This is a genomic window from Burkholderia puraquae (assembly GCF_002099195.1).
GTDB classification, from domain to species: Bacteria; Pseudomonadota; Gammaproteobacteria; order Burkholderiales; family Burkholderiaceae; genus Burkholderia; species Burkholderia puraquae.
Genome location: NZ_NBYX01000002.1, coordinates 351,715 through 370,124 on the forward strand (window position 1 = coordinate 351,715; position 18,410 = coordinate 370,124).

At 67.9% G+C, this 18,410-nt stretch carries 17 protein-coding genes and 1 pseudogene; 8 read left to right on the plus strand and 10 right to left on the minus strand.

Going from position 1 to position 18,410, the window contains the following annotated elements; translation table 11 throughout:
* Positions 1-27: 27 nt before the first annotated feature.
* From B7G54_RS39965 to B7G54_RS06005, 3 genes are all read left to right on the plus strand, one after another.
* Positions 28-159, plus strand: coding sequence for a hypothetical protein (locus B7G54_RS39965; RefSeq protein ID WP_279628047.1), 132 nt, complete (start codon positions 28-30; stop codon positions 157-159).
* Between the two features lie 344 nt (positions 160-503).
* Positions 504-2,438 carry an SMP-30/gluconolactonase/LRE family protein gene (locus tag B7G54_RS06000; protein ID WP_085038238.1) on the plus strand — a complete coding sequence of 645 codons (1,935 nt, stop codon included), beginning with the start codon at positions 504-506 and terminating at the stop codon, positions 2,436-2,438.
* A 349-nt stretch (positions 2,439-2,787) separates the two neighbouring features.
* Positions 2,788-3,627 (plus strand): peptidylprolyl isomerase, encoded by an 840-nt coding sequence (locus B7G54_RS06005; protein WP_085038239.1) that lies wholly within the window; start codon positions 2,788-2,790, stop codon positions 3,625-3,627.
* A 25-nt stretch (positions 3,628-3,652) separates the two neighbouring features.
* On the opposite strand, the gene B7G54_RS06010 is transcribed toward B7G54_RS06005, so the two are convergent.
* On the minus strand, positions 3,653-4,090 hold the full coding sequence (locus B7G54_RS06010) for a GNAT family N-acetyltransferase (protein ID WP_085038240.1): 438 nt from the start codon (positions 4,088-4,090) through the stop codon (positions 3,653-3,655).
* A 148-nt stretch (positions 4,091-4,238) separates the two neighbouring features.
* Entirely contained in the window at positions 4,239-4,406 is a 168-nt protein-coding gene (locus tag B7G54_RS38945; protein WP_165765547.1) for a hypothetical protein, read from the minus strand.
* 464 nt (positions 4,407-4,870) lie between these two features.
* Between B7G54_RS38945 and B7G54_RS06015 the strand changes: the two genes are divergently transcribed.
* A complete protein-coding gene (locus tag B7G54_RS06015) occupies positions 4,871-6,163 on the plus strand; it encodes an MASE1 domain-containing protein (protein WP_085038241.1) in 1,293 nt (430 codons plus the stop codon).
* Positions 6,164-6,176: 13 nt separating this feature from the next.
* On the plus strand, positions 6,177-6,992 hold the full coding sequence (locus B7G54_RS06020) for an alpha/beta hydrolase (RefSeq protein WP_085038242.1): 816 nt from the start codon (positions 6,177-6,179) through the stop codon (positions 6,990-6,992).
* A 7-nt stretch (positions 6,993-6,999) separates the two neighbouring features.
* Here B7G54_RS06020 and B7G54_RS06025 read toward each other — a convergent pair whose 3' ends face one another.
* Positions 7,000-8,022, minus strand: coding sequence for a MerR family transcriptional regulator (locus B7G54_RS06025; RefSeq protein ID WP_085038243.1), 1,023 nt, complete (start codon positions 8,020-8,022; stop codon positions 7,000-7,002).
* A 195-nt stretch (positions 8,023-8,217) separates the two neighbouring features.
* On the opposite strand from B7G54_RS06025, the pseudogene B7G54_RS40210 reads away from it, so the two are divergent.
* Positions 8,218-8,475, plus strand: a pseudogene (locus B7G54_RS40210) (STM2901 family protein); the annotation flags it as partial.
* 3 nt (positions 8,476-8,478) lie between these two features.
* The gene (locus B7G54_RS06035) at positions 8,479-8,844 is read left to right on the plus strand and encodes a DUF1493 family protein (protein WP_085038245.1); all 366 of its coding nucleotides are present in this window, start codon (positions 8,479-8,481) and stop codon (positions 8,842-8,844) included.
* Between the two features lie 91 nt (positions 8,845-8,935).
* On the opposite strand, the gene B7G54_RS06040 is transcribed toward B7G54_RS06035, so the two are convergent.
* The 6 genes from B7G54_RS06040 to B7G54_RS06065 all read right to left on the minus strand — a co-directional run bounded on the left by B7G54_RS06040 (position 8,936) and on the right by B7G54_RS06065 (position 15,536).
* Complete coding sequence (locus B7G54_RS06040) at positions 8,936-9,910, minus strand: amidohydrolase family protein (protein ID WP_085038246.1); 975 nt, start codon at positions 9,908-9,910, stop codon at positions 8,936-8,938.
* Between the two features lies 1 nt (position 9,911).
* Entirely contained in the window at positions 9,912-10,859 is a 948-nt protein-coding gene (locus B7G54_RS06045) for a YncE family protein (protein WP_085038247.1), read from the minus strand.
* A 52-nt stretch (positions 10,860-10,911) separates the two neighbouring features.
* Positions 10,912-12,204, minus strand: a complete 1,293-nt coding sequence (locus B7G54_RS06050; RefSeq protein ID WP_085038248.1) for an MFS transporter — start codon at positions 12,202-12,204, stop codon at positions 10,912-10,914.
* A 127-nt stretch (positions 12,205-12,331) separates the two neighbouring features.
* On the minus strand, positions 12,332-13,249 hold the full coding sequence (locus tag B7G54_RS06055; protein ID WP_085038249.1) for a dihydrodipicolinate synthase family protein: 918 nt from the start codon (positions 13,247-13,249) through the stop codon (positions 12,332-12,334).
* An 8-nt stretch (positions 13,250-13,257) separates the two neighbouring features.
* Positions 13,258-14,430, minus strand: coding sequence for an L-rhamnonate dehydratase (locus tag B7G54_RS06060; protein ID WP_085038250.1), 1,173 nt, complete (start codon positions 14,428-14,430; stop codon positions 13,258-13,260).
* Between the two features lie 50 nt (positions 14,431-14,480).
* A complete protein-coding gene (locus B7G54_RS06065) occupies positions 14,481-15,536 on the minus strand; it encodes a 4-hydroxythreonine-4-phosphate dehydrogenase PdxA (protein ID WP_085038251.1) in 1,056 nt (351 codons plus the stop codon).
* A 115-nt stretch (positions 15,537-15,651) separates the two neighbouring features.
* On the opposite strand from B7G54_RS06065, the gene B7G54_RS06070 reads away from it, so the two are divergent.
* Positions 15,652-16,599: a LysR family transcriptional regulator gene (locus B7G54_RS06070; RefSeq protein ID WP_085038252.1), complete on the plus strand. Its 948-nt coding sequence runs from the start codon at positions 15,652-15,654 to the stop codon at positions 16,597-16,599.
* A gap of 435 nt (positions 16,600-17,034) precedes the next feature.
* On the opposite strand, the gene B7G54_RS06075 is transcribed toward B7G54_RS06070, so the two are convergent.
* Positions 17,035-18,312 (minus strand): MFS transporter, encoded by a 1,278-nt coding sequence (locus B7G54_RS06075; protein ID WP_085038253.1) that lies wholly within the window; start codon positions 18,310-18,312, stop codon positions 17,035-17,037.
* Between the last annotated feature and the right edge of the window lie 98 nt (positions 18,313-18,410).

The window sequence follows — 18,410 nt, forward strand, 5'->3', positions numbered from 1 at the left end:
GGCGCGTTGCCCGCCTCGCGGCCATCGATGATCGCCGGCCTGGATTCGATACGGATTCAGGCCGGCGATTTTGTGTGGCGCAATGATTTCACCTTGAATGCGGTGGCATTCCCCGATTCCCTGAAACCGGCGCTCGCCGTTTCAATCGGTCGTCGTTGAACATGCGGCGATATTCCCGCAAGCACAAGCCTGATTTTCCCGTTCCCCGATTCAACGCGTAAGTGACCATTCACTGTCGCGCAGTCGCGCTCGCCGTCGGCGCGCAGCGGCGCAACGGGCATTGCCATCGAAGCCGAACCCGTGAAAAGCGCAACGGTACGCGTGATCCGCAATTTTTTTCGATTTATATAACGCTATTCTCGCGCTGCGCATTATCGAACGCGTGCTGCACGTAATACCGACTGCGCCGGATGATTCAGGGGAAGTTTTTACGCATCGCGGTTTTCAAGCCATCCGGCCGGCCCTTCATGTGAATGTGCGCATCATTCAGGAGAGCATCCGTCATGGTCGCCCGACAACGGTTTCAGGCTGCGCTTCTCGCCGCGGCGATCGCCGCGATTACCCCTCCCGTTCACGCAAGCAACACCACCGACTGGCTGGCGAACACGTACGGCACGCTTGCGGCCCACGTGGGCAACGTCGCGCGCGCGATGTGGGTCGCGCCCGAAGGCGTGATCTATACGGCGTCGATGTGGGACGAAGATGAAGGCGGTGTCGCGATCTACCAGAACGGCAAGAGCGCCGGCTCGATCGGCACGCACTCGGAGTTCCAGGGCAGCGCGATCACGGGCAACGCGACCTCGCTGTTCGTCGCGCTGCAGCCCGGCAAGACATACGGCAGCGGCGCGGTGGGGCGCTACAACCGCGCGACGAAGTATCGCGACCGCGTCATCCAGGTCAGCGCGGCGACCAACCAGCCGCGCATCGACGTCGTTACCGGGCTTGCGACGGCCGGCTCGCTGCTCTATGCAAGCGACTTCTACGGAAATCGCGTGCGCGTATTCACCACCGACGGCGTGTGGCAGCGTGACATCAACGTAGCGGGGCCGGGCGCGCTCGCGGTAGATGCCGCGGGCAACGTGTGGGTAGCGCAGAAGAGCGCGGGCTCGATCGTCGGCTTCAGCCCCGCTGGTGCGCTGCTGAACACGATCCGGATGGCGGCCGGATCGCAGCCGTCGGCGCTGGCTTTCGATGCGGCGGCCGGCCAGCTGCTGGTGGGCGACGAAGGCCCCGACCAGAACATCAAGCGCTATACGGTGTCGGGCCGGCCCGCGCTGGCCGGCACGTTCGGCGTGCGCGGCGGCTATCTCGACACGACGACGGGCATCAAGGGGCAGGTCGGTGCGCAGCGCTTCACGCGCATCGTCGGGATCGGCAAGGACACCGGCGGCAATCTCTATGTGCTCAACAATCCGTGGGGCGGCAGCTGGGATCTCGGCCGCAACGGCGCGACCGACATTCATGCGTACAGCAGCACCGGCAGCCTGCGGTGGACGCTGCAGTCGCTGAACTTCGAAGGCATTGCCGCGCCGGATCCGGTCACGGACGGCGCGCTGTTCTACGGCGGCACGCATGTGTACGGCGGCAGCGCGGGCGGCAAGTTCATCGCGAATACGGTCGATCCGTTCACGTATCCGGCCGATCCGCGCATCAACATGAGCGACACGCAGCGCGACGAGCATTTCGGGCTGCTCACGTCGGTGGGCGCGAACCGGATTCTCGTCGCGGCGGGCCAGAACCCGCCGGTCTTCTACTTCTTCCACTTCAATGCCGCGAACGGCTATATCGCGATCCCGGACGGCTCGATCCCGGGCCCCGCGTTCAACACGACGCGGCGCGTGACGAGCGGCTTCAGTATCGACAGCAAGGGCGGCGTGTGGGCCGGCCTCGACAAGACCGGCGCGATCACCCACTACCCGCTGACCGGCTTCGATGCGAGCGGCAAGCCGTCGTGGGGGCCGGGCGTCGCGACGCGCGTGCCCGACAGCATCCAGCCGCTCACGCGCATCGTCTATCTCGCGGACAGCGACACGATGGTGCTCGCGCAGGGCGCCATCGGGAGCAACGACTGGACGTCGATCGGCACGCGCATCGAGGTATATCACGGCTGGAGCGCGGGCAACACGACGAAGCCCGACCCGGTGATCACGCTGCCGCACAGCGGCGCGAAATCGATCGACGCGGTGGGCAACCATCTGTTCGTCGGCTACTGGTTCAGCAGCAGCGGGCCGCTGTGGCCGAACGTCGACGCGTTCAACCTCACCACCGGCAATCTCGACACCACGCTGGTCAACGCGAGCCCCGCGACCGTCGACACCAGCAGCGCGATCGATGCGATGTACAGCATTCGCGCATACCGCCGATCGAACGGCGAGTACGTGGTGATGAAGAACAACGTGAAGGGCAACAGCATTACTGTTTATCGGTGGACGCCCTGACCTTGACGAGGCACGTGCGGCCGCTTCGACCGGCGGCCGCGCCCGCGAAGCAATGACGGCATTCGTCGCGATTTCACGGGGTTTCCATCGCGTTTCCACAGAGTTTCCACACGACGCGTTCGTAATGAGCGGCGTGCGCAACGCGCGCCTCACCGCCCGCCGGGCGGCTGCCCCCAACCACACGACGCGGAAAACCGGTTCCGTGCACAATGACAGCGGCACCGGCAGGCACTGCGCGTGCCCATGACGATGAACCGAACCGACTGAATGGTTGCGCCGGCGCATTGCCGCGCCGGCGAATTTGCACGGCAGCCTCATGCCGCGTTTTTTGAGCCGAAGTGATAAAACAATGAAGATGAAAACGACACCGAATCGCCTGTTGCTGATCGCTGCGCTGGCCGGCGCGTTGAGCGGCCCTGTCCACGCAGAGACGGCGGCGACCGCAGCGACCGTTGCGACGGTCAACGGCACGCCGATCACGCCGGCCGACGTCGATACGTTGCTGCGCGCGTCCGGACAACCCGACTCGCCGCAGATCCGCCAGGCGATCAAGAATCAGCTGATCACGCGCGTGCTGGTTCAGCAGGCCGCGGAGAAGGCGAACTACGGAGACAAGCCGGAGGTCAAGGCGGCGGTGCAGCAGGCGAAAGCGAATGCCGAGGTGCAGCTTTACCTGCGCGACAACGTGAAGCCCGAGCCGGTGACCGACGAGCAGGTGAAGGCGCGCTACGACGAACTCGTGGCCGCGCTCGGCAAGAACGAGTACAAGCCGCGCCTGATCATCGTCCAGGATCCGATGACGGCCGCGACGGTGCTGAGCGAACTGAAGGCGGGCAAGTCGTTCGACGGGCTGGCGCGCCAGTACAGCATGGCGCCGAGCCGCGATGCCGGCGGCGAGCTGCCGTGGTTGAGCTTCAACACGCCGGCGACGGAAGGCAAGACGTCCGGCCTGCCGCTGCCGGTCGCGCAGGCGCTCGAGAAACTGACGGTCGGCGCCGCGACGAAGGATTCGATCCCGGTCGATGGCGTGCGGGCGATCGTGAAGCTGGATGCGAAGCGGCCGACGCAGGTGCCGGGCTTCGCGACCGCGAAGCCGGCGCTTCAGCAGCAACTGCAGGCGGCCGCTGTGGAGAAGGCGAGTGCGCAGATGATCGGCAACTTGCTGAAGGACGCGAAGATCACGCAGTAATGCGGCGGCGTCGAAACGACCGGCATCACGCGCGCCAGATCATGCTCGCGCTCGTTTCGGTTTCCGACTCGCTGCGGAAACCCAGCCGTTCGTAAAGCCGCCGCGCCGGGTTGCCGTGCAGCACGCTGAGCGACACGGGCACGTGCTCGCGTGCCGCATCGGTCAGCAAGGCGTTCAGCACGGCTTCGCCGATGCCCTGGCCCTGGCGCGCGGGGAGGATCTGGATCTGATGCACGTGCCACTCATCGGTGGTGCGTGTCACCTTCAGCAAGCCGATTGCGTCGATTCCGTCGCAGACGATCAGTGCATCGTCGAAGTTCGCGCGGATGCGCCGGTCGTGCGCTGCGTCGTCGGTCGGCGCGCCAACGCGTTGCAGGTGCTCCGTCATCGTGAGCCGGCGGAGCGTCAGCAGGAACGGCAGGTCGGCGGCAGACGCCGGGCGCAGGCGGATTGCGTGTGTCATCGTGTGGACTCGTTCGTTCGGGATGGCCGATGGGAAGGGCGAACCCCGCAGCGAATCATTGCCGATGGCGGGACGCCGGTCAAAGGGCGCAATGCCGAATCCGGCACGCATGCGTGACCGATTATCCGGCGTGCCGGCCGGATGCCTTTTATGCATCGGCGAGATGGGCGATCAGCGTGTCGACCACGGCGCGTTTCAGGCTCACGCGCGCGGAAGGCACTTCGTCTCCACCGGCATGGAAGTACACATCGACAGACGGCAACGGCGGCAGGCTGCCGCGCTCGCCGAGCCGTCGCCGCGCCGGCGGCACACCCACCCTCGTTTTCGGCGTAATGCCCAGTCCGCCCGCGACGCCAGCCCGCAGGTTTTGCGGGCCGTCGAGAAGGCGAACCCTGCCGACAAGCCCGAGGTCAATGCAGGGGGCAGCAGGCGAAAGCGAATGCCACGTGCTGCTTTACCTGCGTGGGGCACGCGAGAGCGGCTCCCGGGCCGTGCGCCCGGTTACCACGCCGCGGGGGCGCCGGCCCGGGCCCGTGCACCGCAGCCGCGGATGCGGCGCGGCGCGGCGCGGCGAGAGCGGCACCCGGCACGGTCGTGACGCAGTGTCGCCCGCAGCCCGCGATCTTTTTCGCGCCTTTCCGGTCACATGCATCACGCATGACGGGCCCGTGGCGGTGGCCGCCGATGCCACCGAGCGGGTATTCCACCGCCCGCCCCGCCCGCATATCATTCGCACATCGCGCCCCTGCCGACCGCAGGCGCAGCACACAGGGATTCTCGATGGACACCAAACGATCGCGGCCGGGCCTCGTCGCCGCGCTGCTCTGGGCGGCGCTGTATCTCGCGACCGGCTACATCTCGCACCAGTTCAACGGCCCCGTCCGGCTGACGGGCTACATCTGGCTGCCGGCCGGCGTGACGGTCGGCGCGTTCATGCTGCGGCCGATGCGCGAATGGCTGACGCTGGCCGGCGCATTCCTGGCCGGGCAGCTTGCGCTGGCCGGCATCGAACACGGCAACCTGGTCAACGCGGTGCTGTTCACGGTCGACGAGGTCGGTGCGGCCGCGCTCGCCGTGTGGCTCGTCCAGCGCGTGCGCTTCTCGCTCGAAGGGCTGTATTTCCTGCGCTCGGTGATCCTCGCCGGCTTGATCGCGGGCGTGGCCGGCGCGATCGGCGGCGCGGCGTGGTACACGGTGGTCAAGGGTGCGCCGTTCTTCGACGTGTGGTCGGTGTGGGCCGCGTCCGATTTCGTCGGCGTGCTGCTGGTCACGCCGGTACTCGCGTCATGGTCGCGCTTTCGCGCGCACCGCTCGGGCGACCACGAGCGCTTCGACCTCGTGCTCGGCCTGGTCTCGTTCGTGCTGCTCGCAATCGTCGCGCTCGTGATCTTCGACGGCAACACGCCGCAGAAATTCGGCACGGGCGCCGGCTTCGCGCTCACGTATATCCCGCTGTTCCTGACTGTCGCGGTGACGCTGCTGCTCGGCGGCCGCGCGGGCTCGTCGTCCGTGCTGGTGCTCGCGCTGATCGTGATCGCGCAGACTGCGCAGGGCGACGGCCCGTTCGCGTCGCTTCACGAGCACTACGGCAGTGCGCTGCTCGAGGCGCAGCTCTACCTGGCGGTCGCGTCGCTGCTGGTGCTGACGGTGAGCACGCTGAAGACGACGCGCGAACGCGTGCACGAGCATGCGGCGGTCCTGCAGAACAACATGGAGCTCGCGCTCGCGAGCGCCGGCCAGATCGCGTACGTGCTCGATCCGGAATCGGGGCGGATCGAGTGGAGCGGCGACGTCGAGCGCGTGTTCGGCGTTGGCGTTGATGCTTCGCAGATCGCAAGCGTGCCGCTCGTGCTCGAACGCGTGCAGCCGGGCGACCGCGATGCGCTGCGCGACTACTGGGATGCGGAGATCGCGGGCGAGGATCGCGCGTCGCTGTCGCTGCGTATCGTGCAGCGCGACGGCGGCACGCAGACGATCACCGATCACGGCGCGCCGTTGCTCGATTCGAATGTCGACGTGACGGTGGTGGCGGGCGTCTGGCAGATCGAGCGCGTGTGGCCGGCGGACGAATGAGCGGAGACGCGTCATGACGGGCCGCACGGGCGTCCTGCTGATTCACGGGCTCGGCGGCACGCAATACGATCTCGGTTCGCTGCACAAGGCGATGCGTCGCGCGGGCGGCGCGACGCACATGATCACGCTGCCGGGGCACGGCACGCGCCCCGAGGATCTGGTCGGTGTGCGCGCGGAGGCGTGGCTCGATGCGGTAACCGAGCAGTATCGCGCGCTGGAAAGCGAGTACGACACGCTGCATGTCGCGGGCATGTGCATGGGTGCGCTGGTCGCGCTGCTGCTGTGCCATCGCGTGCAGCATGCACGCGGCCGGCTTGCGCTGCTGGCCACGCCGGTGTTCATCGACGGCTGGTCGACGCCGTGGTACCGGGCGTTGCGGCATGTGCTGTACCGCGTGCCCGGTGTGGCGGAACGGATGCGCGTCGAGGAAGGCGATCCGTTCGGCATCAAGAACGCGACGATCCGCGCGATCGTGAAGAAGAAGTTCGAGCGCGAGGACAGTTTCCACTATGCGTGGGTGCCGCTCGCATGCGTGCGCCAGGTCGACCGGATGCGTGACTGGGCACTCGACGCCGCAGCGGGCACGCCGTGCCCGACGCTCGTGCTGCATGCGCGCGAGGACGAACTGACGAGCCTGCGCTCGGCCGATTTCCTGCTCGCGAAGATGCCCGACGCGCGCGGGATCGTGCTGGAGAACAGCTACCACATGATCTGCGCGGACAACGATCGCGACGACGTCGCGCGCCACGTGCTCGAATTCTTCGGGTTCGATCCGGTGCATGCGGTCAGCCCGGCGATGGCGCGCAGGATGGGGCGGCTGGAATCCTGACGGCGGCTCACGCCACTTCCGGCCGGCGCGCGAGCCGCTCGCGAATCTCGGGCGACGCAAGACAAGTGGCCACGGCTTCGTAGCCGGGCGCACCGGGGTAAGGCGCCACGCGCGAAGGCGGGCTGTGATTGGCCGGGCACAGCAGAATGGTTTCGTCGGGGCCGACCGCGGTCAGATCGAGGATCGCCGACGAACGCGTCAGCAGGAACAGCGGCCGCATGCCGGCGGCGGCGCGTTCGCGCAGATGGGCAATCAGGGCCAGTTGCGTGGGCCGGTCGAGATCCTGTTCGATCATGTCGACGACCAGCGCGCGCGGGCCTTCGGCTTCGAGACTGGCCAGCAGCGCGGTCAGTGCCGCCGATGGCGTCGCGCCTCGGTCGGCGAGCAATGTCGATGCACGCTCGACGCGCGACTTCAGCGCCGGATCGATGCGCAGCACGTCGCGTGCCGCCGCACCGTCGTTTTCCAGCCGGTCGAGGCCGACGAACACGGCATCGGGCAGCGCATCGGCGAGCCGCAGCGCCAGCCGCGTCTTGCCGCTGCCCAGCGAGCCGATGATGTAGTTCAACGGCCGGATATCGCGGCACTCGAACCACTCGCCGCCCCACGGCCACGGCAGGCTGAATGCCACGCCGGCGCCGCTGTCGTCGACGAGCCGGGTCAGTTCGCCATCGGCCGGCATCCGCCCGCGCGCAAGACCGGCGCGGATCGCGCGCACCCGGTCGGCCTTGCGCACGAGATCCTGGATGCCGTGATCGAGCGCCGCTTCGTGCGCGGCCAGCGCGTCGTCCAGGCTGCGCGCGTCACCGTCGAGCACGCTCGCGACCTGCGCGAGACCAAGGCCGAGCGCCCGCAGCGCCGCGATGTCGGCAGCGCGTGCAAGATCTTCGGGACGATACGCGCGGTAGCCGGCCGGCGTGCGTTCCGGCGTGACGAGGCCGTGCCGCTCGTACAGCCGCAGCGCCTTGATCGATACGCCGAGCCGCGCGGCGGCGGCCGATGCGTTCAAACGGGGCGTGGACGTGCCCATCCGTCACCTCTCTCTGCTGTCGATTCGTTGCGCCCAGCATAAAGGCGATCCCAAGGGCCGGGTCAAGCGCGATCGCGCGCGAATCGACGAAGACGCGGCCGCGCCGCGCATCAGTCGGCCGACGCGAACTCGTCGCGCAGCGCGCGATACAGCCGCAGGTAGCGTGCGAGCCGGCCGGCCAGCAGAGCGGCCATGGCGGAATCGGGCGCGTCCGTCGCCTCACTTGCAGCGCGGAAGTTGTTTCCTCGAACGTTGCCGTTTCGCCTGCCGATGATCACGGGTGTCGGGTTGTCCGGTATTCGGATCGCCTTCACTCGTCGCCTCGGCGCGTGGGTCGGTCGGGCGATCCCCGTCGTGGGCGAAGTGTTCCTGGCGCGCGACGCCTACCTGATCATGCGCAACACCGTGTCGACCTGCAACCGAATCGTAAAGCCCGAGGACCGGGTGCTCTGAACCATGAAAGACGATACCCGGGAACGCCTGGAAGCCTTCACACGCGAAGAACTCGGTCGGCCGCTGCTCGGAGGCAAGCTGAACCTGCAGCCGGAATCCCGACTTGAGCAGGATCTCGGCGTCACGGGCCTCGATGGGGTGGAGTTCATCGAAAGGTGGGCAGAGACATTCGGCGTCGACGCCCAGGGATTCCCGTACCGGCGCTATATTGGCCCCGAAGGTCAGGAACTGCTGTCGTCACTTATCGGGCTGTTCGTCAAGCGCCTCCGGCACCCGGAGCGGCGGCCACTGACCTTGGGGATGCTGGCCGAGGCAATGCGACGCGGGAAGTGGGACACGGACGCGATCGAGGCTGATGCGGGGCAGTGATCGTATATGGCTGGGCCGGTCGACGTGCTGACCGGCCTTTTTCACTGGCGGAAACACAATGACGCCACGAGAAATTTCTCTACTTACCTATTTATCGCGCGCGGCCTGATTCGCGCGCCGGCCCGTGTGGCGTGTCGAGCGCGATCCGGTACACCCGCAGCGCGTTGTCATGCCAGATCGCGCGGCGCTCGACGTCGTCGAGGTCGGCCATCGCACAGGCGAACGTACGCAGCAGCGCGGGATACGACACGCGCAGGCCGGCCACCGGAAAGTTGCTGGCGAACAGGCAGCGCTGCGCGCCGAATATCGCGATCGTGTCGCGGATGATTCGTGCATTGTCCGCCTCGCTCCACACCGCATCGCGCAGGCCGAGTTCGGAAATCTTCACGACCACGCGCGGCAACGCGGCAAGCGCCTCCATGCCGCGCCGCCAGCGCGCGAGCCCCGCATCCGAGCGATCCCACGGGAGCCCCGCATGTTCGAGCACGACGTCGACATCAGGGGCATCGGCCAGCAGCGCGGCCGCCTCCTCGAGATGCCAGAACGGCACGCGCAGATCCCAGCACAGGCCATGCGCGGCAAGGCGTTGCAGCGCGGCCGGCCAGCGCGGATCGCGCAGCGTGCCCGGCCCGTCGATCGACGCGTCCGGCGCGGCCGAGGTGCGCGGCTTGAAGCGCACGCCGCGCACGCGCGGCCATGCGGCCTGCTCGGCGAGCCGTTCATCCGCATCGCTGGCGAGCAGGTCGACCCATGCGACGACCGCCGACGGCAACCCATGCGACTCCGCGACTTCATGCAGCCAGCGCGTTTCCGCCAGCGCCTCGTCGCGCGCGCGTTCGGCCTCGACGTGCACGCTGGCGACGATCGGCGCACCTTGCGCCGCGTGCCGAAGCTCGCCCACCCCGAAATCGCGGCACAGCGCCGCGTAGTCGCCGAACATGAAGCGCGCCGGATCGTACTGTTCCTGCAGCCACGGATAGTGCGCGCCTGCATCGAGCCGCCACAGGTGGTGATGCGCATCGACGAGCGCATCCGGCATGCCGTCGGGCGGCGATGCGTCGCGCATGTCAGCGCGCTCCGGCGAGCACGTACGACGCATCGGGCTCGCGCAGCGTCGCCAACGCGCCGACGAACTGCCAGGTATCGAGATCGAGCTCGCGCACGTAGTCGTCCTGGAACGACACGTACGCGACGCGCCGCGACGGATGGAACGACAGCGCGGTCGGGTTCGCGGGCAGCGCGATGCGTTCGATCTCCTCGAGCTGGCGCGCATCGAACACGGAGATCGACCGCTCGCCCGAATTGGTCAGCAGCAGCAGGTCGCGGCCGTCCGGTGCGCTCGTGCGGTAGATGCGGTTCGGATCGCTGCGCGTCTTCACGCGGCGGCCGCAGGTCATCGTGTCGGTATCGATCTCGACCAGCGTATCGTCGCCGCGATTCGCGACGAACAGCGTGCGCTCGTCGCTCGACAGCGCATTGCCTTCGGGGCGCGGGCCGGGCATCACCGCACGCGGCGCGACCGTCGCATCGCGCGGATGGAACTGCGTGACCGTATTCGACAGCAGATGCACGCCGTATGCGCGGCTCGCGTCGCGCGTGAGCGTGACGAGGTGCGTCTTCACGCCGCCGGACGGCACGGCCATGTTCGGCACGGGCTGCCTCGTCGGCTCGTCGAACACGAGCAGCATGTCGTGCGCCTCGCTCATCGCGTACAGCCGGCCGTCGCGGTCGCTTGCCATCCCGTGCGGCCGGTAGTACGGCCACAGGTCGAGCATGCGCGTGTGCGTGCGTTCGACGAGATCGATCTCGGCGATCCGGTGATCGCCTTCATGGCCGCGCGACCATGCGGTCTCGATGCCGAAGATGCCGACGTACGCAAAGCGCTCGTTCACGTCGACGGTGAACTCGTGCGGGAAGTTCGGCAGCACGACGTGCTTGAGCGCGGCTTTCGTGTCGAGGTCGTAGAAGCTGAAGGTGTGGGCGCATTTCTGCACCAGCAACAGGATGTCGTTCATGGTGGTGTCTCCGTCAATTCGTCAGCAAGCCTGCGGTTTCGTGGATCCGGACTCAGTCCTCGCAGCGTTGCGGCAGCGTCAGCGCGAGCAGGCCGGCCACCGCGAGCGTGATCGCGAGGCTGTACACGCCGGCCGCTGCGCTCACGTGCTGGGTCAGCACGCCGACCGCGTACGGGCCGCAGAAGCCGCCGAGATTGCCGAGCGCGTTGATCAGGCCGCGCGCGCTGCCGGCCGTCTCGACGCTGCAGAGCTTCGGCGGAATCGCCCAGAACACGCCGGCGGCCGCCTGCAGGAAGAAGCCGCAGCCGATCAGGAACGCGAACGACACGGCCATCGACGCATGCGTGAGCACCGACAGCGCCAGGCACGCGGCGAAGCCGACCAGCGGGAGCAGCACGAACAGGCGGCGCTTGCCGGTTCGGTCGGACAAATACGACGTGACGAACATCCCGATCACCATCGCGACATACGGCAGCATCGCGAGCAGGCCGATCTTTCCCATCCCGCCGTGCGTGAGGTTTTTCAGCAGGGTCGGCAACCACATCGTATAGCCGTAGATGCCGACCTGATAGCAGAAGTTGATCGCGATCAGCAGCCAGATCGTCGGGTTGCGCAGCATCTCGCCGAACGACGCGGCGGCCGGTGTGCCAGCCGCACGCTTGCGTTCCTGCTCGTCGCGCAGTGCGTCGAGGATGTAGACCTTCTCGCGCGGCGACACCCAGCGCGCGGTCTCCGGGCCGTCGTCGGCGAACAGCAGCCACACGACGAGGCACAGCAGCGACAGCGCGCCCGCGCTGAAGAACAGGTGATGCCAGTCGTACGCGGCGAGGATGAAGCCGGACAACGGCGCGGTGATCATGCCGGCGAGCGGCACGAACATGATGACCATCGCATTCGCGCGGCCGCGTTCGCGGTCGGGAAACCAGTGGCTGACCATCGTCAGCACGACGGGCAGCATCCCGCCCTCGGCCACGCCGAGCAGGAAGCGCAGCGTCAGCAGTTGCCAGGTATGCGTGACGAGGCCGGTCAGCACCGACAGCACGGCCCAGCTCACGAGCGACCACGCGATGAAGGTCTTGCCGCTGCCGAGCGCCGCGCGCCGGCCGCCGGGAATCTGCAGGAACAGGTAGCCGAAGAAGAAGATGCCGCCGGCGAGCCCGGCCATCGTCGCGTCCATGCCGAGATCGGCGTTCATCCCGCCGGGCATCGCGAACGCGATGTTCACGCGGTCCATGTAGGAAATGATGCAGGCGAGCAGCAGCGGCGGAATCACGCGCAGCCAGCGGCGGCGCGGAATGGCTTCGCCGGCTTCGTATGCCGGGGTGGCCGGGTTCAACAGGGTCATGGTGTCTCCGATCTTGGTGATGGGCGGCGGCGGTCTTCTGATGAACCGCTGTCACGCCGTGACGCGCCGGTGTCGCACCGGCCGCCGATGCGCAACGCTCTGCGGCGTTGCACGTGTGAACCGATGGCTAGCGCCCCCAGCGCAGCACGAGCGGATCGAGCCGCCGCGCCGCATCGAGCAAACCGGCGCGCACCTGCGGATGCAGCTCGGGCCACGGCGAGCGCGGCTGGTCGCACGCGATCACGCCGCCTTCGCGCATCAGCGCCTTCGCGGTCAGGAAACCCGACTGGCGGTTCTCGTAGTTGATCAGCGGCAGCCAGCGCGCGTACTGCTCGGCCGCTTCGTCGCGGCGGCCGGCGAAATACGCGTCGGTGATCCGGCGAATCCCGTCCGGATAGCCGCCGCCCGTCATCGCGCCGGTCGCGCCGGCATCGAGATCGGCGAGCAGCGTGATGCCTTCCTCGCCGTCCCACGGCCCCTCGATCGCGTCGCCGCCGAGCGCGATCAGCTCGCGCAGCTTCGACGCGGCGCCGGCCGTCTCGATCTTGAAGTACGACACCGCGTCGATTTCGCGGGCGAGCGCGGCGAGAAGCGGCGCTGGCAGCGCGACGCCGCTCGCGGGCGCGTCCTGGATCATCAGCGGAATGTCGAGGCCGTCGGCGGCTTCGCGGAAGAACGCGCGCACCTGCGCTTCGGGCACGCGGAACGTCGCGCCGTGGTACGGCGGCATCACCATCACCATTGCTGCGCCGAGCGCCTGTGCGCGCCGGTTGCGTTCCGCGCAGATCCGCGCGCTGAAGTGCGACGTCGTGACGATCACCGGCACGCGGCCCGCGACGTGCTCGAGCGTGGCGCGCGTGATCAGGTCGCGTTCGTCGTCGCCGAGCGCGAATTGCTCGGAGTAGTTCGCGTGGATGCAGAGGCCCTGCGAGCCGGCGTCGATCATGAACTCGAGGCAGCGGCGCTGGCCGTCGAGATCGAGCGCGCCGGTTGCGTCGAAGATCGTCGGCGCGACCGGAAAGACGCCCTGGTAGCGTGCGTTCATGGCTGGCCTCACTCGACGATGTCGAACTGGTCGAGGAATTCGGTCTTCAGCGTGAGGCCGAGGCCCGGCACGTCGTCGCGCAGTTGCACGAAGCCGTTCTCGGCCACCGGCTCGCCGTCGAAGATGTAGTAGAACAGCTCGTTGCCGACCTCGACGTCGAACATCGGGAAGTACTCGCTCATCGGCGATGCGAGCGTGCTCATCGTCAAGTGGTAGTTGTGCATCTGGCCCGCGTGCGGAATCACCGGCACGCTGTACGCCTCGCACAGCGCGTTGATCTTGTGCGCCATCGTGATCCCGCCGACCCGGTTCGTGTCGTACTGGACGACCGACACCGCCTTGCGATCCAGCAGTTGCTTGAAACCGTACAGCGAGAACTCGTGCTCGCCGCCGGAGATCGGAATGCGCGTCAGCTGGTTCAGCTCCGCGTAGCCGTCGATGTCGTCGGCGATCACCGGCTCCTCGAGCCAGCGCGGCTGGTATTTCTCGAGCTTCGGCAGGATGCGCTTCGCGTACTCGAGGTTCCAGCCCATGTAGCACTCGAGCATCAGGTCGTTGTCGTAGCCGATCACCTCGCGGATCGCCGCGACCGACTTCAGGTTCTCGGCCACGCCTTGCTGCCCGTGCGCGGGCCCGTAGCCGAAACGCATCTTGAACGCGCGGAAGCCTTCCTTCAGGTAGCGCTGCGCCTCGTCCTGCATTTCCTTCAGGTCGGTGCGGTAGAGCTTCGAGTAGTAGCAGGGGATCTTTTCCTTGGTGCGGCCGCCGAGCAGCTTGAACACGGGCTTGCCGACGCTCTTGCCGAGGATGTCCCAGATCGCGATGTCGACCGCCGAGATCGCCGCCATGCCGATGCCCTTGCGGCCCCACGCATGGGTTGCGCGATACATCCGCTGGTTCAGGTATTCGTAGTCCCACGGATCCTGGCCGATCACGAGCGGCGCGAGGTACTGGTCGATGATCACCTTCGCGACATGCGGCGCGAGCGCGACATTGCCGAGGCCGACGATGCCGTCGTCGGTCTCGACTTCGACAACCGTCCACGAATGGAAGCGGAACGTGCTCATCGTTTCCTGCGGCGCATACAGCAGGTCCATCGCGTTCGAGCAGAAGTTGCCCTGGGGCGGCACGGTCTTGCCTTTCCACTGGAATACGCGGGCGCGTACGGAACGGATCTTCATGATGGTGTCTCCGGTAATCGATGTTGTCGTGTGTGGAAGGCGTGCGAACGTCACGCAGAAACGGCGGAAGTGCGGCGCGCGGCGCCCATCCGGCATGCGATCTGCAGCGCCTGCCAGGTGGCGCCGACGTCGGCCGTGCCGCGGCCCGCGATGTCGTATGCGGTGCCGTGCGCGGGCGTCGTGATCGGCACGGGTAGCCCGCCCTGCACGGTCACGCCGCGCGAGAAGCCGAGCAGCTTGATCGCGATCTGCCCCTGGTCGTGGTACATCGTGACGATCGCCTGGTAGTCGCCGGCCTGCGCCTTCAGGAAGATCGTGTCGGCGGGGAACGGGCCGTGGAACGGCGCGTCGGTCGGCCAGTCGCGCGACTGCAGCTTGCGCACGGCCGGCTCGATGATGTCGACTTCCTCGCGGCCGCAGCTGCCGCCGTCGCCGCCGTGCGGGTTGAACGCGGCGATCGCCACCTTCGGCGCGGCGACACCGTTCGCGAGCAGCGACCGGTAGATCAGTTCGGAGGCCTGTTCGATCCGCTCGATGCTCAGGTAGCCCGGCGCATCCTTCAGCGGAATGTGCGACGAGATGCGCGCGGTCCACAGCTCGCCGAGCGTGTTGAATTCGCAGAAGTAGCCGGTCACGCCGAGCGCTTCGGCGAAGTGGTGCAGTTCGTCCTCGTGCTTCAGCCCGCCGAGCTTCATCGCGTACTTGTTCAGCGGCGCGAAGCAGATCGCGTCGATGTCGCCGGCGAGCGCCGCGTCGACGCACAGGTCGAGCACGGTCAGCGTCGAACGGCCGCCGGCCGCGCCGGGCTGCCCGACCGTGACGTCGGCCGGATCGATCGTGTCGATGGCGACGAACGCGGCGCGCGCGGTCGACGGCCGGCCGCGCGCGGCGGCGAGCGATGCGACGGGTTCGACGTCGACCGTCACGCCGGCGACGCGCTGGCCGGCTTCCCACAGCCAGCGATCGCCGATCAGCACGAGATTCGCGCGGGAAGTTGCGTCGGGGCGCGCGAGCAGTTTCGCGATCAGTTCGGCGCCGATGCCGGCGGGGTCGCCGAGCGTCAGCGCGACGACGGGCAGGGCGGCGGTGGACGAGGGGGCGTGCATGCGGTGTCTCCGGTGGCGGCGCGTGGCCGTTTGTCTATGGGGTTCATGCTAGGTAGACGGAATGAGTCGGTAAATTGAAAACTCTTGATGAATCGATAACCTGGAGTAATCAGAGATGGGCTCGATCGACCGACGAGACTCGACCCCGCAGTTGCTGAACCGGCTGCGCATGCGGCAGATCGCGCTGCTGCTGGCCGTGGACGAGTGTTCGACGCTGCGCGCGGCGGCCGAGCAGATGGGCCTCACGCAGCCGGCGGCGACGAAGATGCTGGCCGAACTGGAGAGCGCGCTCGGCCAGCGGCTGTTCGATCGCGTCGGGCGCGGGCTCGTGCTGAACCCGGCCGGCGAGCGCGTGCTCGGCTATTTCCGCGGTATCCGCGGCAGCATGGAGGCGCTGAATCGCGAGCTCGGCGAACTGCAGCTCGGCAGCGCGGGGCGGCTGGCGATCGGCAGCATCATGGCGGCGTCGCCGGGGCGGCTCACCGAGGCGCTGGTGCAGTTGAAGGCGCGTTACCCGCTGCTGGCGATCGATATCGCGGTGGATACGAGCGACCGGCTGATGCCGCAGCTGCGCGAAGGCGTGCTCGAAGTGGTGATCGGTCGCCACGTCGGAACCGATTGCGACTTCCGCGTGGTCGCCGACGAGGCGCTCGCGATCATCGCGGGCCGCGACCATCCGCTCGCGGGCGCGGGGCCGGTGGCATTCGATGCGCTGCTCGATTACGCGTGGATCCTGCAGCCGGCCGGCAGCCCGGCGCGTGAGGTCGTCGAGCGCGAGTTCAGCGCCCGGCACCAGCCGATGCCGCGCGGGCTGGTCGAAACGGGGTCGATCCTGACCACGATGAACCTCGTCGACCGTTCGCCGATGCTCGGCGTGATTCCGCTGACGGTGGCGCAGCGCAATGCGGAGCACGGGCTCGTCGCGATCATCGACTACACGCTCGAACAGAAGCTGCCGTCGTACGGCAGCCTCGTGCGGCGCGACCGGCCGCTCAGCATTCCCGCGCAGCAGTTTCTCGCGCTGTTTCACCGCGAAGGAGCCGGAGATGACGGCGGCGCTTAATGGGGCGGTTTGCCAGCCGAGGCGGCCGAGCCAGCCGCGCCAACCGCGCTGGCCGAATCAGCCGCGCCAGCCGCGCCAGCCGAGTCAACCACGCCGGCCGAACCAGCCGAGCAGGCCGGGCCAGCCGGGCCAGCCGAGTCAACCGAGTCAACCGAGTCAACCGAGTCAACCGAGTCAACCGAGTCAACCGAGTCAACCGAGTCAACCGAGTCAACCGAGTCAACCGAGTCAACCGAGTCAACCGAGTCAACCGAGTCAACCGAGTCAGCCGAGTCAACCGAGCCGGCCAAGTCAGCCAAGTCAGCCAAGTCAGCCGAACCAGCCGAACCAGCCGAACCAGCCGAGCCGGTCATGCACCACCGTCGCGGAACGCGGCGAAGCGTGATGGCGGCGCCGGAGAGACGGTTGACGCAGGCGAACCCTGAGCGAACCGCTTCAGTGTGCCGACGGCGCGGCGGGCGCGTCGGCGAGCGCCGGCATCGATTCCGCCAGCGTGCGTTCCGGGCGAATCCGCAGCGCGGCGACGATGCCGATCAGCAGCATCGCGACCGAGCCGATGAATGGCACGGTCCAGCTGCCCGTGCGATCGACGAGAAAGCCGAACAGGATCGGCGACAGGATCCCCGAGATCGCGGAACCGGCGTTCATCATCCCGCTCGCGATGCCGGCGTGGGTCGGCGCGATGTCGCTCGGCACGGCCCAGATCGGCCCGATCGTCAGTTCGAGGCACAGGAACGACCCCGACAGGCACAGCGCGACGCCGGCCGTCGAGTGCACGGCCGCGAGCGGCAGCAGGCACACGAGCGCGCCGGCGAAGCTCGCGACGATCACGCTCTGGCGCGACAGCGCGAGGTTGCCGGTCTTCCGGTAGATCCGGTCGCACAGCCAGCCGCCGAGCGTGTCGCCGACCACGCCCGCGAAGAACACGCCGGACGCGAACAATGCGGTCGACTTCAGGTTCAGGCCCTGGCCGTTCAGGAAGAACGTCGGCAGCCATGTGAAGAACAGCCAAGCAGTCCAGCCGTAGCAGAAGTAGACGAAGATGGTCGGCGCCATCCGGCGGAACAGCGGCCCCCACGGCGTCGGGCCGGCGGGCGGCGCGGGGCGGGCGGCGCGTGTGCGGCCGTGGCCGGCGTCGTCGCCGAGCGGATGTTCGCGGAAGCCGACGATCCACCACGCGAGCCACACCAGCGTGACCGCGCCGATCACGAAGAACGCCGCGCGCCACGACAGCCAGGTCATCAGCGCGGCGACGATCGGCGGCGTGACCGCGTTGCCGAGCCGCGAGAACGAATGCGTGAAGCCCTGCACGACGCCGCGCCGCTCGCGCGGGAACCAGTGGGTGATCGCGCGGGCCTGGGCGGGCAGCGTCGCGCCTTCGCCGATGCCGAGCAGCAGGCGCGCGGCGAACAGCAGCCCGAGGCTGTGCACGAGCCCGGTGGCGAAGGTCGACACGACCCAGATCAGCCCGCAGCCGATCAGCGTGATGCGCGCGCCGAACCGGTCGGCGATCCAGCCGCCGCCGATCTGGCAGATTGCATACGAATACGCGAACGCGGAGAATGCGACGCCAAGTTCGGTGTTCGACAAGCCGAGCTCGGCCTTGATCGCGCCGGCCGCGGTCGCGAGGTTGACGCGGTCGACGTACAGGATGAACGAAAGCGCGCACAGCAGCCACAGCGTGTGGCGCCGTTGACGGTGGTCGTTAGGCATGTGTCTCACTCCATTCTCGTGCGCGGCGTGGCAATGACGCCGCGTTCACTGGCCGGGCCAGCATCGCGCGGCGGCGGAGACACTGTCTAATGAATCTT